Below are 15188 nucleotides of genomic sequence, written 5' to 3' on the forward strand. Positions count from 1 at the left end.
AACCAGCCGCTACCCGCCTTCACCCTCACCCCCGCCCGACACTCGGCCGCTTCGGATCGTACGTCCACCCCGGCACGAGATAGCGCATCGCGACCGCATCGTCGCGCGCTGTACCGCCAACCTGCCGATAAAGCGCATGCGCGGCTTCGACCTGCGCCATGTCGAGCTCGATCCCGAGGCCCGGCCGCTCCGGCACGGCCACCTGGCCGCCGACGATCTTCAGCGGCTCGCGCGTGAGCCGCGCATCGCCTTCCTGCCAGATCCAGTGCGTGTCGATCGCGGTGATCGTGCCGGGCGCGGCCGCTGCAGCATGCGTGAACATCGCGAGCGACACGTCGAAGTGGTTGTTCGAATGCGAGCCCCACGTGAGCCCCCAGTCACGGCACAGCTGCGCAAGCCGCACCGAGCCCTGCATCGTCCAGAAATGCGGGTCGGCGAGCGGGATGTCGACCGCCTGCAGCCGCACCGCATGATCCATCTGCCGCCAGTCGGTCGCGATCATGTTGGTCGCGGTCGGAATGCCTGTCGCGCGGCGGAATTCGGCCATCACCTCGCGGCCCGAATAGCCGCCTTCCGGCCCGCACGGATCTTCCGCATACGCGAGCAGGTGGCCTTGCCCGCGGCACAGCGCGACGGCTTCGTCGAGCGACCACGCGCCGTTCGGGTCGAGCGTCGCGCGAGCGTCGGGGAAGCGCGCCTTGATCGCGGCGATCGCTTCCATCTCGTCGGCGCCGGCCATCACGCCGCCCTTCAGCTTGAAATCGGCGAAGCCGTAGCGATCGACCGCGGCTTCGGCCTGCCGCGCGATCGCGGCCGGCGTGAGCGCTTCCTCGTTGCGCAGCCGGAACCATGCATCCGACGCGTGCGTCTCGTCGCGATACGGCAGGTCGGTGCGGCCCCGGTCGCCGATGTAGAACAGGTACGCGAGCATCGGCACCGCGTCGCGCTGCTGGCCTTCGCCGAGCAGCGCCGCAACCGGCACGTCGAGATGCTGGCCGAGCAGGTCGAGCAGCGCGGCCTCGATCGCGGTGATCACGTTGTCGAGCCGCAGGTTGATCTCGTGGGGCTGCCGCAGCACCGCGGCTTCGCCGGCCGACGTCACCTCGTGCCGGATCGTGCGGCCCGCACCCGGGCCCGCGCCGGACAGCGCCGCGCGCACCGCGTTGAGCGTCGCCTGGTAGCGTCCGATCGACTGACCGACCACGAGATCCGTCATGCGTTCGAGCGCGTGGCGGATGCCTTCGCCGCCCGGCACTTCGCCGACGCCCGTGTGTCCACTGCTGTCGTCGAGGATCACGAGGTTGCGCGTGAAGTACGGCGCGTGCGCGCCGCACAGGTTGAGCAACATGCTGTCGCGGCCGGCGACGGGAATCACCTGCATGCGCGTGACGTGCGGGGTGCCGGCACGGCGGGATTCGGACATCGGTTCGCTCCTGGTTCCGGTGGTGCACGGGCCGCCGGCCGCGCCGGCGCGGCCCGCGCGGTTCATCGAAGCTCGACGCGGCGGATCTCGCCGACGACGAACAGGTAGCAGATCACGGCGACGAGCGCGTGCGCGACGACATAGACCAGCGCGCCATTGAACGAGCCGCTGCGGTCGACGATGTAGCCGATCGCGATCGGCGTCGTGATGCTGGAGAGGTTGCCGCACGTGTTGAGCAGCGCGCCGCTCAAGCCCGCGATCTGGCGCGGCGCGGTGTCGGCGTTGACGGCCCAGCCGAGCGCGCCGAGCCCCTTACCGAAGAACGACAGCGCCATGAACAGCACGACGAGCACGTGCGAATCGGTGTAGTTGCAGACGATCATCGACATCGACAGCAGCATGCCGAACACGATCGGCACCTTGCGCGCGACCGACAGCGAGCGGCCCTGCTTGAGCAGCCCGTCGGACACGACGCCGCCGAGAATCCCGCCGAGGAACCCGCACACGGCCGGGATCGACGCGACGAGCCCCGCGTTGAGGATCGACATCCCGCGCGCCTGCACGAGATAGACGGGAAACCACGTGATGAAGAAATAGGTGAGCGCGTTGATGCAGTACTGCGCGACGTACACGCCGATCAGCATCCGGCTCTTCAGCAGCGCCTTCACGTGGCGCATCGACGGGCCGCCGTCGCGTCCGCCGGTCGCCTGGTCGATGTTGACGAGCGCGCCGCCTTCGGCGAGGTAGTCGAGTTCCGCGCGGTTGATGGTCGGGTGGTCCTTCGGGTCGTACATCGTGCGGTTCCAGACCAGCACGGCCGCGAAGCCGAGCACGCCCATCACCGCGAACACCGATTGCCAGCCGAACGCGTGCACGAGCCAGCCCATCAGCGGCGCGAACACGACGGTCGCCGCGTACTGCGCGGCGTTGAAGATCGCCGACGCGGTGCCGCGCTCGGGCGCAGGGAACCACGCGGACACGATCCGGCTGTTGGCGGGGAACGACGGCGCCTCGGCCGCGCCGACGAGAAAGCGCAGCCCGAACAGCAGCGCGAACGCGGCCGCGCCGCCGAAGAAGCCGATCCCGCCTTGCAACAGCGTGAACAGCGACCAGAAGAAGATGCTGAATGCGTAGACGATGCGCGATCCGTAACGGTCGAGCAGCCAGCCGCCCGGCAATTGCGCGATCACGTACGACCAGCCGAACGCGGAAAAGATGAAGCCCATCTGCACGTGGCTCAGGTGCAGCGTGCGGGCGAGGCTCGGGCCCGCGATCGCGATCGCCGCGCGATCCGCGTAGTTGATCGTCGTGACCGCGAACAGGACGGCCAGCACCAGCCAGCGCACGCGGGTGCGCCGGGCCGTTGCCGACGCGGACGCCGGCAGCGCTTGAAGCGGATTCATGACTGTCTCCTCCGAAGGGCGGAAGGTGCCGTCGTGCGGCTGGCGCGTCGGTGCGCGCCGTTCGTGTGGGTGCGGCCGGCCGGAGGCCGGACGCCGTTGCCTGCGGGCAGGGCGTCCGGGCCATTCTGTCACGTCGAAATTTGCGCCTTCATGCCAATTGCTGACTTGATCGATTCAGCAATTGAATCGATCGGCCAGCTGGCCCGGGGCGGTGCCATGGCTGCCGGAATATTTTTACCCGGGTGATATTGACATCCAATTTATACCCGGATAAAAATAGCGTCATTCCGATTCCAGCCTGCGGGCGACCACGATGAACACCACACTGCTTCCTTCCTACACGGCATTCGACGGCCACCGACGCCTTGCGTCGGGCCCGCTCGCGACCGTCGCGCTCGCGGTCCGCCAGGCTGCCGGCGATGCGATGTCCACCACGATCCTGATCTTCGACGACGCGACCGGCCGTTCGATCGACCTCGACCTCCGCGGCACGGCGGACGAGATCCGCGCGCGCTATACGCCGACGTCGGGCGATGCATCGGCCGGCTCAGGCGAGCCGGCAGGCGCGGGCGAGCAGCGCGGCCGCGGCCGGCCGAAGCTCGGCGTCGTGTCGCGCGAGGTCACGCTGCTGCCGCGTCACTGGGAATGGCTGGCCACGCAGCCCGGCGGTGCGTCGGTCGCATTGCGCAAGCTCGTCGAGGACGCACGGCGCACCCACGCGGAAGCCGACCGGCGACGCGACGCGCAGGCGCGCGCGTACCACTTCATGTCGGCGATGGCGGGCGACCTGCCCGGTTTCGAGGAGGCCGCGCGCGCGCTGTATGCGAACGACCTGACACGCGTCGCCGAGCTGATCGCCGGCTGGCCGGACGACGTGCGCGACCACGCGCTCGCACTGGCGCGCGGCGAACTGCCGCCGTCCACCGAAGATTGCTGACAGGAGCAACGGACGCCATGACCGCATTCGATCTGAACCGCGGCGCGATCGCGCCGGTCGCTGACGAGGTCGATCTCGTCGACCTGCGCGTGACCGGCGCGATCCCGCTCGAACTCGCCGGCACGTTGCTGCGCAACGGCCCGAATCCGCCGGGCGGCCGCTTCGAAGGGAGCGACGTGCTGTCGTGGTGGCCGGAAGCCGCGATGCTGCATGCGATCGCATTCGGCGACGGCCGCGCGACCGGCTACCGGAACCGCTGGGCGCGCACGCAGCGCTGGGCGGCCGTGCATGCGCCCGGTGAGGCGCGGCAATTGCCCGACACCAATCCGAACGTGAACGTGCTGCAGCATGCCGGCGAGTTGCTCGCGCTGTCGGAGGGCGGCGCACCGTTCGCGATCACGGCCGCGCTCGATTCGCTCGGCGTGCCCGCACGGCACGCGGGCCTCGGCGGCGGAATGACCGCGCATCCGAAGGTCGATCCGGTGACCGGCGAGCTGATCGCGTTCCGCGCGGACTGGCGCGCGCCGTGGTTGCGCTACGGTGTGGCCGACGCGCAGGGCGTGCAGCGCGTCGATCTCGAGATCGACCTGAACGCGCCGTCGATGATGCACGACCTCGCGATCACCGAAACCCGCAGCCTGCTGCTCGACCTGAACGTCGGCTACGACTTCTCGCTGCTGAAGCAGGGCCACCGGATGCCGCTGCGCTGGCACGACGACCGGCCCGCGCGCATCGGCGTGCTCCCGCGCCACGGCGGCGCGGTGCGGTGGTTCGACGTCGAGCCGTGCTTCATCTTGCACGTCGTGAACGCATACGACTGCGATGCGTCGTGCATCGTGCTCGATGCGGTGCGCTATCCGTCGTTCCTGCGGCTCGACGCGGGCACGGGCCGCTTCGCCGACAACCCGGTCGGCGAGCTGTGGCGCTACGTGATCGATACGGCGAACGGGCTGATCGACGAAGGGCCGCTCGCCGACGGCGGCATCGAGATGCCGCGCATCAACGAAAGCCGGACGGGGCGCCGCTACCGCTACCTGTATGCGGTCGAGCAGCCGAACCCGGTGGAAATGCGCGGCGTGATGCGCTTCGACCACGCGAGCGGCACGACGAAGCGCTACGCGGTGCCGGCCGGCGACCAGAACAGCGAGCCGGTGTTCGTGCCGCGCCCCGGCGGCACGAACGAGGACGACGGCTGGCTGCTGGTGATGGTCTACCGCGCGGCGACGGATACGAGCGACGTCGTGATCCTCGATGCGCGCGCGATCGACGCGGGGCCGGTCGCGACCGTGCACCTGCCGCGCCGCGTGCCGGCCGGGTTTCACGGCGCGTGGGTGCCGCGCGAACGTTGAACGTGAGCGGCGGCGCGCGTCACTGCGCGCGCAGCGCGTCGACGATTTTCAGCCGCGCGGCGCGCATCGCCGGCAGGAACCCGCCGACGAGCCCCATCACCAGCGAGAACAGCAGCGTCTTCACGACGATCGCGGGCGTCAGCACGAAGCGGAACGACAGGTCCGCGAAGGTCTGGAAGTTGGTCGTCGAGAACGACGCGAACTGCATCAGCGACGCGCATGCGAGCCCCGCGACGCCGCCGACGAAGCCGAGCAGCAGCGCTTCCAGCAGGAACGCGGCGAGCACGTTCGTGCGCTTGAAGCCGAGCGCGCGCAGCGTGCCGATCTCGGCGACGCGGTTCGCGACCGACGCATACATCGTGATCATCGCGCCGATCATCGCGGCGATCGAGAAGATCGTCGACAGCGTGATGCCGAGGATGTTGATGAACGTCGACAGCGCCTTCGACTGGTCGCCGTAGAAGGTCTGTTCGCGTTTCGCCTCGTCGGTGAGCCGCGGGTCGACGTCGATGTCGGCCTTGAAGCGCGCGAAGCCGTCGGCGCTCGGGATGCGCAGCACCATCGACGAATAGCTGGTGCGCCGGAACGACTGCATCAGCTGGTCGACGTCGCCCCATATCTCCGAATCGAAGCCGCTCCCGCCCGCGTCGAAGATGCCGACGATGGTCCAGTCGCGCTGCGCGAAATGCAGGCTGTCGCCGAGCTGCGTGCCGCTGAACCCTTTCGCGATCGCGCTGCCGACGATGATTTCAGACGAGCCGGGCGCGAACATGCGGCCGGCGACGAGCCTCACGTGCGGGCGCAGCGCGAGGCCGGACGGTGACACGCCGCGGATCACGACGTTCGACGGCTTGCCGGTCGAGGTCTTCACCAGCGAGATCAGCACGACCGCTTCCTTCGACACGAGCGGCCGGCCGTCGGGGCCGAGCGCGACGGCCGGGTGCATTGCGAGCGCATTGGCCTGCTGGTGGTCGATCGAGCTCTGGATCTCGGTTTCGGCGCCCTTGCGGATCACCACCGCGTTGTCGGGTTCGCCGGTCGACACGAGCGTCTTTGTGAGCCCCGCGTCGAGCATTTGCACGGTCGCGAACACGAAGATCACGAGCGCCATCCCGCCGGCGGTCAGCGCGGTGGTGAGCCGGCGGGTCCACAGGTTGCGCGCGATGTAGTTGAGCGGGATCGCCATGCGCCAACCTAACCGATTGCCCTGAGGCCTTCGACCACGCGCACGCGCGCCGCCTGCCACGCCGGCACGATCGCCGCCGCGAAGCCGACCGCGACCGAGCACGCGGCCTGCAGCACGACCGTCTCGGTCGACACCTTGAACACCGGGAAGATGCCGCCGGCCGCCTGCTTGAACAGGCTCGCGGCGGGCGGCGTCGCCAGGATTCCGAGCCCGCCGCCGGCCACCGCGATCACGACCGATTCGCCGAACACGATCAGCGCGAGGAAGCCGGGGCCGAAGCCGAGCGCCTTCAGCGTCGCGTATTCGGCCGTGCGCTCGCGCGCGCTCATCGCCATCGAGTTGGCCATCACGGCCATGATGATCAGGATCACCACGTACGACACGACGCGGATCGCCGCGATGATCTGGTTCGACATCGCGACGAAGCCGAGCTGGAACGCCTGCTCGGTCTCGGTCAGCGTCTCGGCGAGCGAGTTCTTGAACACTGCGTCGACGTTGCGCGCGATCGACGCGCCGTCGTCGGGGTTCGCGACGCCGAGCACGAATACGCCGACCTGGTCGGCCTGCTTAGGCGTGCGCTGGCGCACCGTCTCGTTCAGGTATTCCCAGTGGAACACCAGTTGCCGCGTGATCGTCGAGTCGTCACGGCCGTCCAGGATGCCGCGCACGACGAAATCCCACGTGCCCGGGTAGATCGTGCCCTTCAGCGGGATCACGTCGCCGATCCTGAAGCCGAATTGCGTCGCGAGCTGGCGGCCGACGAGGCAGCCGCGGCGGTCGCGATCGTAGTCGGCGCGCTGCTGCGCCGGGATGATGAACTCCGGGTACAGGTCGAGATAGTTGTCCGATACGGCGAAGCTCGCGAAGAAGTTCTTCGGGTCGCGGTAGATGCCGCCGAACCAGTTCGAGCGGACCACGGCCGTCACGCCTTCGACGCCGCGGATCCGGTTCTCGTAGCTGACGGGCAGCGGAAACACGAGCGAGATCGCGTTGCGCGTGACGAGCCGCCCGCTGGATGCGGCGGCCGCGCCTGCGTACCACGCGTCGACCACGGTGTGCAGCAACCCGAACGCGAGCACGGCGATGGTGAGCCCGAGCACGGTCAGCAGCGTGCGCAGCCGGTGCCGCAGCGCATTGCGCGCGATCAGCTTCAGCACGTACATCGCGCGCGCTCCCGCAGCCGGTCAGCCGGCGTGCCCATCGATCAGCTCCCCTTTTTCCAGATGGACGAGCGAGCGCGCGGCGCCGGCCGCGTGCGCGTCGTGCGTCACCATGATGATCGTCTTGCCGAGCTCGGCGTTCATCCGCTGCAGCATCGCGAGCACGTCGGTGGCCGATGCGCGGTCGAGGTCGCCGGTCGGCTCGTCGGCGACGATCAGCACGGGATCGGTGATCAGCGCGCGCGCGATCGCGACGCGCTGCTGCTGGCCGCCCGACAGTTCCGACGGGTAATGGCTCATCCGGTCGCCGAGGTTCACCATGTCGAGCACGAGTTCGACGCGCTCGCGCCGCTCGCGGCGCGACAGGTGCGTGAGCATCAGCGGCAGCTCGACGTTCTCGAACGCGGTGAGCACGGGCATCAGGTTGTAGAACTGGAAGATGAAGCCGACGTTCGCCGCGCGCCATTCGGCCAGCTGCGCCTCGGCGAGCTGCGAGATGTCGAGGCCGCCCACGCGCAGCTCGCCGCTGTCGGGCCGGTCGATGCCGGCCACCAGGTTCAGCAGCGTGCTCTTGCCGGAGCCCGACGGCCCCATCAGCGCGACGAAGTCGCCTTCGCCGATGTCGAGCGTGATGTCGGTCAGCACGGGCACGATCTGGTTGCCGCGCCGATACGACTTCGCGACGTGGCTGAGCTCGACGAGGGGTGGCCGGGCGTCGTTCACGCGCGCTACTTCTTCGCGACGGTCACTTTCGCGCCGTCCTTCAGCTTCGCGCCCGGCGCGAGCACGACCGTGTCGCCGGGTGTCACGCCGCGCACTGCAACGAGCTCACCGATCCGCGCGCCCTTCGTCACGGCCACGGCATGCACGACGTCGTCTTTCACGACGAACAGGACCGGCCGGCCATCGCGTTCGACCACGGCGCTCGCCTGCACGGCCGTCACCGGCTGCCGGTCCTGCGCGGTCGCCGGCTTCGACAGGAAGGCGATCTTCGCGCTCATGTCGGGCAGCACGCGCTCGTCGCGGTCGACGAAGCGCACCTTCACGAGCACGGTGGCCTTCGAGCGGTCGACGGTCGGCACGATGCGCGACACGCGGCCGGCGAAGCGCATGTCGGGCAGCGCGTCGAGCTGGATCTCGCACGGCTGCTCGGCGCGGATCTTCGCGATGTTCGATTCGGCGACGTCGGCCTCGACCTCGAGCGTCTTCATGTCGGCGATCGTCACGACCGCGCCCTTGCTGTCCGACGCGGACGAGAACGGCGTGATGTTGTCGCCGACGTTCGCGTGCTTGGCGAGCACGATGCCGTCGAACGGGGCGCGGATCACCGTCTGGTCGACCGCGACCTGAGCGGCCTGCGCGTTGGCCTCGGCCGATGCGATCGCGGCCTGGTCGCTGTTGAGCGTCGCGCGCGCCTTGTTCACGCGCGCCGTGTCGGTGTCGAGCTGCGCGGCCGGCACCGCGCCCTTCGGCGCGAGCGCGGCGGTGCGGCGCAGCGCGATCTCGGCGTCCTTCAGCTCGGCCTGCGCGACACCGAGGTTCGCGCGGGACACCTGCACCTGCGCGCGCGCCTGCGCGAGCGACGCTTGCACGTCGTTGCTTTCGAGCCGCGCAATGATCTCGTCCTGCTTCACGCGCGTGCCTTCGAGCACGCCGAGCCATTCGACGCGCCCCTGGCCCTTCGACGCGACCGCGGCCTTGCGCTGCGGCACGACGTAGCCGGTCGCATTGAGCTGCGTGTCGTTCTGGTACGGGTAGGCGGACGTGACGGACGTCGTATCGACGGTCGGCCGGCCGGTGAGCGCGAGACCGGCGGCGATCGCGCCGATGACCACCGCGGCGGTCACCGCATAGCGGAGCCACCGGCGGCGACGGGGCGCCGGTGCGAGCGGACGCCGGTCGATCTTCAGTTTGTCCAGGTTGTGATCGGGCAATTTGAGCGCCTCGAGACGGCGGCGGTCTGACGACCGGCCGCGATCCGGTTTCCGGGGAAAGGGACGGATGGACGCCAGTATAAGCGTCGCCCTGGCGCCGCGCGAGCCGGTTTGCGGCGCCGTGCGGCGGCGGCCTGTCCGGCCCGCCGACGTTGGCTGAAGTGCTCGCCCCCCCGGGGAAACCCGAGGGGCGCAAGCGACGTGTCAACTTTCCGCGAACACGGTGCGTTATGGAACCAGTGCGTCAGGTTTTGTCGCGACGGCACGGCGAAAGCCGGCCTCGCGGCCTGGGGCTCCGATGCGAATGCCTCGCATCTTTACTTACCGGTACGTTTGATTTTTTCTCCGCTAAAGGAAGAACAATGAAGAAGACGCTCGCTTCGATCATCGCCGCAGCATTCGCACTCGCATCGGTTTCGGCATTCGCACAGGCGTCCGCGCCGGCAGCCGACACGTCGGCAGCTGCTCCGGCACCGGCCAAGAAGGATCACAGCAAGCCGAAGCACGCGCTGAAGCACCACGGTTCGGCCAAGGGCAAGGCGAAGGCCGCAGCCGCATCGGCCGCCGGCACGAACGACGCAGGCGCGCAGAACTAAGAAGCGCGTTGCGCCGGGGCCGGTACCGCCGGCCGCCAGTTGCGAGACCCCGCATGTTCACGCATGCGGGGTTTTGTTTTTTTCAGGCCTCGTGTTCACCGGCCGGCGGCGGCGCGCGCATCGCGTCGACCACCGTGCGCATGCGCCGCCAGTGCGAGCCTTCCCAGAACACGCGCCGGCACACATCGCACGCGGCGAAGCGCAGGTGCCGTTGCCGGACGCCGGCCGGCACGCGTGGCGCGGCAGCGGCCGCGTCGAGCGGATGCAGCGGCGCATTGCAGCGCAGGCACAGCCGGAATGGCCGCATGTGCGGCGCGAGATCGAGCCGCTCGAACAGTTCGCGCAACTGGTCGGCCGGCTGTAGCGCGTGCAGGTAGCAGCCGCGCGCGACCGCGCGTCGCTTGAGCAGCTCGCGATCGCGGGTCAGCACGACCCGGTCGTCTCGCGCGGCGAGCGCCGCGAGCTCGTCGTCGCGGTAGTGGTTGTCATAGCAGGTGTCGAAGCCCGCGAGGCGCAGCAGTTGCGCAAGGCCGCCGAGATGCGCATCGGCGACGAAGCGCCATTGCGCTGGCTGCGGCGCGGTGGCCCCGTTCACGGTGGCCGGCTGCGCGCGCTCCGGAAAGGCTTCGACCCGGTCGCCGTCGTCGAGCGGCCGGTCGAGCGTGGCCGGCGCGTCGTTCACGCACAGCCGGCCGATTTCGGTATGCGGGACGCCGAGCGCCTCGATCGCGTGCTTCACCGTCGCATCGCGCGCACATGCGTGCCCGAACGCACGGTCGCGCTGTGCGCGCGGGAGAAAGGCGTTCAGTTCGTCGTGGAAGCGGAAGGTCGCGGTCGCCATGCGGGCAGTATGGCACCGCGCGTGACCGGCCGCGTGCCCTGCAGGCGCCACGCATCTGTGTTTAACTCCCCGCTTCACGGAGCGAAGGAGCGGGAAATGGATCTCGGATTTATCGGGCTGGGTGAAATGGGGCAGGCAATCGCGACGAACCTGCTGAGGGCCGGGCACACGGTGCGCGTCTGGAACCGGTCGCGCGAGCGCGCCGAGCCGCTCGCGGCCGTCGGCGCGCAGATCGTCGACACGCCGGCCGACGCGTTTCGCGGCGACGCGGTGTTCTCGATGCTGGCCGACGACGCCGCGGCACGCGCGATCTTCGACGACGCACTGCTCGCCCAGGCGCCGCGCGGCCTGATCCACGTCAACATGGCGACGGTGTCGGTCGCGCTGGCCGAATCGCTCGCGCACGCGCATGCATCGCGCGGTATCCATTATGTCGCCGCGCCGGTGATGGGCCGGCCGGACGTCGCGGCCGCCGCGCGCCTGACGATCATGGCGGGTGGCCCGGCGGAGGCGATCGACCGCGTGCAGCCGCTGTTTGACGCGATCGGCCAGAAGACCTGGCGGTTCGGTTCGCTGCCGCAGCACGCGAACGTCGCGAAGATCGCCGCGAACTTCACGCTCGCGTCGGCGATCGAGACGCTCGGCGAGGCCTCTGCATTGCTCGGCGCGCACGGCGTCGCGATGCGCGATTTCCTCGACGTGATCACCGGCAGCGTGTTTCCGGGCCCCGTCTACGAGGGCTACGGCTCGATGATTGCCGAGCGGCGCTACGAGCCCGCGCGCTTCAAGGCGCGCCTCGGGTTGAAGGACGTTCGCCTGGCGCTGGAAGCCGGCGACGCCGTGTCGGTGCCGCTGCCGGTGGCAAGCGTCGTGCGGGACAACCTGCTCGACGCGCTGGCGCACGGCGGCGGCGAGCAGGATTTCGCGGTGCTCGGCGAAGTCGCGCTGCGCCGCGCGGGACGCTGATCCGTCGCGCGACAGAAGTCCGGCGCACCGGCATAATCGACGTTTCGTTTTCCCTTACATCGACGCAGAGGCGGGCATGAACTTGCATACGTGGTGGCTTTTCGTGGCGACGGTATTCGTCGTGTCGGCGATTCCGGGCCCGAACATGCTGCTGGTGATGACGCACGGCGCGCGGCACGGGCTGCGGCGCTCGACATGGACGATGGCCGGCTGCCTCACCGCGCTGGTGCTGATGCTGTCGGTGTCGGCGGCGGGTCTCGGTGCGGTGCTCGAAGCCTGGCCGGCGATGTTCAACACGTTGCGCTTTGCGGGTGCGGCCTACCTGATCTACCTCGGTGTGAAGGCGTGGCGCGCACGCGTCGGCGACGAGCAACCTGCCGCCGACGTCGAGACCGTGTCGCGCCAGGGCGCGCCTGCATCGCGCGGGACGCTGTTCCGCAACGGCTTCCTGGTCGCGGGCAGCAACCCGAAGGCGATCCTGTTCGCGGCCGCGCTGCTGCCGCAGTTCATCAACGCCGCCGAGCCGACGCTGCCGCAGTTCGGCGTGCTCGTCGTCACGTTCGCGGTGATCGAGGTGAGCTGGTATCTCGTCTACGCATCGTTCGGCACGCGCATCGGCGCGACGTTGAAGAGCCAGAGCGTGGCGAAGATCTTCAACCGGCTGACGGGCGGCTTGTTCGTCGGCTTCGGCGCGATGATGGCGCTGGTTCGTCACTGATGTCGAACTGACGCTGGCGCGCAGAACGCCCCGTCCCTCGCAAGAGGGCGGGGCGTTCTGCTTTTCGGGCCTCCGTCACGCTGTCGCTCATGCACGCGGGCGCGTCAATGCCGCTGCGCCGGCGCCGCGTCCGGCCGCGAGCCCGAAGACGGCGGCCGCGCCGGCGAACGCAAACCCCACGCCGCACACCGCGCCCCACCCGCCGGAGGCCCACGCGCTGCCTGCGAGCACCGCGCCGAGCGCGCCGCCGATGAAGAACAGCCCGACGAACAACCCGTTCAGGCGGCCGCGCGCGGCCGGGTTCAGCAGGTTGATTGCGCGGCGGCCGATCGTCTGGTCGACGATCACGCCCGCATCGAGCAGCGCGGCGCCGCCGGCCAGCAGCGCGAGCGCGAGGCCGCGATGCATGCGTGCATCGAAGCCGAACCAGCCGGCGCCCGCGATCCCGAGCACGACGAGCGCCACGAGCATCGTGCCGTGCGCGATCCGCTGCGCGGCCGGGCCATGGCCGTGGTCGCCGGCACGGCCTGCGAGTGGCGTGACGATCGCGCCGCTCGCGCCGGCGAACGCGAACAGCGCAATGCCGTGCAGGTCGAGGCCGAACGGCGGCTGCGCGAGCCGCAGCCCGACCGCGGTCCAGAATGCGCTGAACGCGGCCATCGCGAGCGCGGCCGACAGCGCATGCCGGCGCAGCACCGGTTCGTCGGCGAGCAGCCGCCCCATCGACGCAAGCAGCGTGCGGTAGCCGGCCGAGATCGACGGCGTGCGCGACGGCAGGCGCAGCGCGAGCACCACGGCGATCGCGGCATTCGCGAGCGCGACCAGCACGTAGAACCCGCGCCAGCCGGCCGACCCCGCGATCAGGCTCGCGAGCGGCCGCGACAGCAGGATGCCGAGCATCAGCCCGCTCATCACGTTGCCGACCGCGCGGCCGCGCTGCGCCTCGGGCGCCATCGACGCGGCCATCGGTACGAGCATCTGGATCACGCTCGATGCGGCGCCGGCCACGAGCGTCGCCAGCAGGAATACGGTGCCCGACCGCGTGAAGGCCGGCAGCGCGAGCGCGGCCGCGCACGCGGCCAGCGTCGCGACGATCAGGCGGCGGTTCTCGAGCAGGTCGACGAGCGGGACGAGCAGCACGAGCCCGGCCGCATAGCCGAGCTGCGGCAGCATCGCGACGAGGCCCGCCAGACCGGCCGGCAGGTGCAGGTCGGCGCTGATCGGCCCCGTCAGCGGCTGCGCGGCGAACAGGTCCATCACGATCACGCCGACCGTCGCGGCGAAGAACAGCGTCATGCCGGCGCTCAGCGCGGGCGGCGGGCCGGCCGGCGCGCTGACGGGCGGGCGCGCGGCGGCGGGGCAACGGTTGGCAGGGCAGTTCATCGGAAGCCTGGCGAGTGGGTTGAAGGAGTCCCCATCGTAGGTGCCCGATGTTTATGCGACAATTGAAATATCTCTAACATGATTATGCGAGTTTGTTTTGAATACGCGTGATCTCCAGGCATTCGTCGCGGTGGTCGACAGCGGGTCGATGGTTGCCGCGGCCGCGAAGCTCCACCTGACGCAGCCAGGCTTGACGCGGCGCGTGCAGAACCTCGAAACGCTGCTCGGCATGCCGCTGCTCGACCGGCAAAGCAAGCCGCTGAAGCCGACAGCCGCCGGGCGCGACGTCTATGCGCTCGCGCGTAACGTGCTGGGCGCGGTCGACGAGCTGATGGCGGCGGGCGCGCCGGACAGCGAGCCGTCGGGCGAGCTGCGCATCGGCGTGCCGCCGTTCCTGTCCGAGCTGGCGCTCGAGCAGCCGATCGACCGGCTGCGCGACGCGTTTCCGCGTCTCACGCTGCGGGTGACGGCCGGCTGGTCGCCGGCGCTGATGCAGGGCATCGAGCGCGGCACGCTCGACGTCGCAGCCGTGATGGTGCCGGCCAGTTCGGCACTGCCCGATACGTTCGCGTCGACGCTGCTCGGCACGCAGCCGACGGTGCTCGTCGCCGCGCGCGACTATCCGCTGCCGGACGGTCCGCTGTCGATCGACACGCTGTCGGGTTTTCCGTGGGTGCTGAGCCAGGACGGCTGCGGGATGCGTTCGGCGCTGAGCCGCATGCTCGGCGCGGCCGGGCTGCCGTTCGACGTCGCGGTCGAGGCGTTCGGCTCGGAGCTGCAGCTGTCGCTCGTCGCGCGCGGCGCGGGCATCGGCATCGTCGCGCCGAACGCGCTGGCGCGCAGCGCGCATCGCGATGCGCTGAGGGTGGTGGAAACGGTGGGGCTGGAGACGCGGATCAACGTGTGGATCGTGCACGGTGCACTGCCGGGCCGGCTGGTGCGGCCCGTCGCGCTGCTGCGCGATGCGCTGGCCGAAGTGCTCGACCGGGAAAACACGGTGGGGTCAGATGCAGCGAAGGCGGTCTAGAGGCAGCATTCGAGGGAAAATCCTTATTTTCTCTACGGAAATGTTGCATTGCGGAAACCGAATCGGTATAGTTGCACCTGTCTCCTCCATGTCTCCTCTGATATGGATTCAGCCCGCCTCTTAGGCGGGCTTTTTTTTGGTTCATCGAGGATTACCGGGGAACGCGGCGCGGATCTTGAGGAAGAAGTATTCCTCGTCGCGGTACCCGTAGGCCCGACGCTTGATGACCTTGATGGTGTTGTTGATGCCTTCGACGACGCTGGTA

General features: G+C 69.6%; 15 protein-coding genes. 6 read left to right on the forward strand and 9 right to left on the reverse strand.

Annotated features, from left to right (window positions below):
- Positions 1–25 precede the first annotated feature (25 nt).
- Positions 26–1423, reverse strand: coding sequence for an enolase C-terminal domain-like protein (locus tag C5O79_RS23135; RefSeq protein WP_047852578.1), 1398 nt, complete (start codon positions 1421–1423; stop codon positions 26–28).
- A 62-nt stretch (positions 1424–1485) separates the two neighbouring features.
- A complete protein-coding gene (locus C5O79_RS23140; protein WP_047851441.1) occupies positions 1486–2826 on the reverse strand; it encodes an MFS transporter in 1341 nt (446 codons plus the stop codon).
- Between the two features lie 313 nt (positions 2827–3139).
- Here C5O79_RS23140 and C5O79_RS23145 point away from each other — a divergent pair, with 313 nt between their 5' ends.
- Positions 3140–3763, forward strand: a complete 624-nt coding sequence (locus tag C5O79_RS23145) for a DUF2239 family protein (protein ID WP_122473483.1) — start codon at positions 3140–3142, stop codon at positions 3761–3763.
- A 17-nt stretch (positions 3764–3780) separates the two neighbouring features.
- Entirely contained in the window at positions 3781–5112 is a 1332-nt protein-coding gene (locus tag C5O79_RS23150) for a carotenoid oxygenase family protein (protein WP_122473484.1), read from the forward strand.
- Between the two features lie 19 nt (positions 5113–5131).
- On the opposite strand, the gene C5O79_RS23155 is transcribed toward C5O79_RS23150, so the two are convergent.
- The 4 genes from C5O79_RS23155 to C5O79_RS23170 are packed head-to-tail and all read right to left on the reverse strand — an operon-like array spanning position 5132 to position 9392.
- Complete coding sequence (locus C5O79_RS23155) at positions 5132–6298, reverse strand: ABC transporter permease (protein WP_122473485.1); 1167 nt, start codon at positions 6296–6298, stop codon at positions 5132–5134.
- An 8-nt stretch (positions 6299–6306) separates the two neighbouring features.
- The gene (locus C5O79_RS23160; protein ID WP_046547424.1) at positions 6307–7461 is read right to left on the reverse strand and encodes an ABC transporter permease; all 1155 of its coding nucleotides are present in this window, start codon (positions 7459–7461) and stop codon (positions 6307–6309) included.
- Positions 7462–7482: 21 nt separating this feature from the next.
- Positions 7483–8181 (reverse strand): ABC transporter ATP-binding protein, encoded by a 699-nt coding sequence (locus C5O79_RS23165; RefSeq protein ID WP_046547423.1) that lies wholly within the window; start codon positions 8179–8181, stop codon positions 7483–7485.
- Between the two features lie 5 nt (positions 8182–8186).
- On the reverse strand, positions 8187–9392 hold the full coding sequence (locus C5O79_RS23170; protein WP_046547422.1) for an efflux RND transporter periplasmic adaptor subunit: 1206 nt from the start codon (positions 9390–9392) through the stop codon (positions 8187–8189).
- Positions 9393–9754: 362 nt separating this feature from the next.
- Here C5O79_RS23170 and C5O79_RS23175 point away from each other — a divergent pair, with 362 nt between their 5' ends.
- A complete protein-coding gene (locus C5O79_RS23175; protein ID WP_046547421.1) occupies positions 9755–9988 on the forward strand; it encodes a hypothetical protein in 234 nt (77 codons plus the stop codon).
- An 82-nt stretch (positions 9989–10070) separates the two neighbouring features.
- Here C5O79_RS23175 and C5O79_RS23180 read toward each other — a convergent pair whose 3' ends face one another.
- A complete protein-coding gene (locus C5O79_RS23180) occupies positions 10071–10829 on the reverse strand; it encodes a Mut7-C RNAse domain-containing protein (RefSeq protein ID WP_046547420.1) in 759 nt (252 codons plus the stop codon).
- 9 nt (positions 10830–10838) lie between these two features.
- Here C5O79_RS23180 and C5O79_RS23185 point away from each other — a divergent pair, with 9 nt between their 5' ends.
- Together C5O79_RS23185 and C5O79_RS23190 are read left to right on the forward strand one after the other, a co-directional pair.
- Complete coding sequence (locus C5O79_RS23185; RefSeq protein ID WP_226148510.1) at positions 10839–11795, forward strand: NAD(P)-dependent oxidoreductase; 957 nt, start codon at positions 10839–10841, stop codon at positions 11793–11795.
- Between the two features lie 76 nt (positions 11796–11871).
- Complete coding sequence (locus C5O79_RS23190; RefSeq protein ID WP_122473486.1) at positions 11872–12513, forward strand: LysE family translocator; 642 nt, start codon at positions 11872–11874, stop codon at positions 12511–12513.
- A gap of 87 nt (positions 12514–12600) precedes the next feature.
- On the opposite strand, the gene C5O79_RS23195 is transcribed toward C5O79_RS23190, so the two are convergent.
- Entirely contained in the window at positions 12601–13896 is a 1296-nt protein-coding gene (locus C5O79_RS23195; protein WP_122473487.1) for an MFS transporter, read from the reverse strand.
- Between the two features lie 97 nt (positions 13897–13993).
- Here C5O79_RS23195 and C5O79_RS23200 point away from each other — a divergent pair, with 97 nt between their 5' ends.
- Complete coding sequence (locus C5O79_RS23200; protein WP_046547416.1) at positions 13994–14923, forward strand: LysR family transcriptional regulator; 930 nt, start codon at positions 13994–13996, stop codon at positions 14921–14923.
- A gap of 141 nt (positions 14924–15064) precedes the next feature.
- Here C5O79_RS23200 and C5O79_RS23205 read toward each other — a convergent pair.
- A partial coding sequence (locus C5O79_RS23205; RefSeq protein WP_143329487.1) for a transposase occupies positions 15065–15188 on the reverse strand: 124 nt, incomplete at its 5' end.

The sequence above is a fragment of the Burkholderia sp. SRS-25 genome (assembly GCF_004343765.1).
GTDB lineage: Bacteria > Pseudomonadota > Gammaproteobacteria > Burkholderiales > Burkholderiaceae > Burkholderia > Burkholderia contaminans.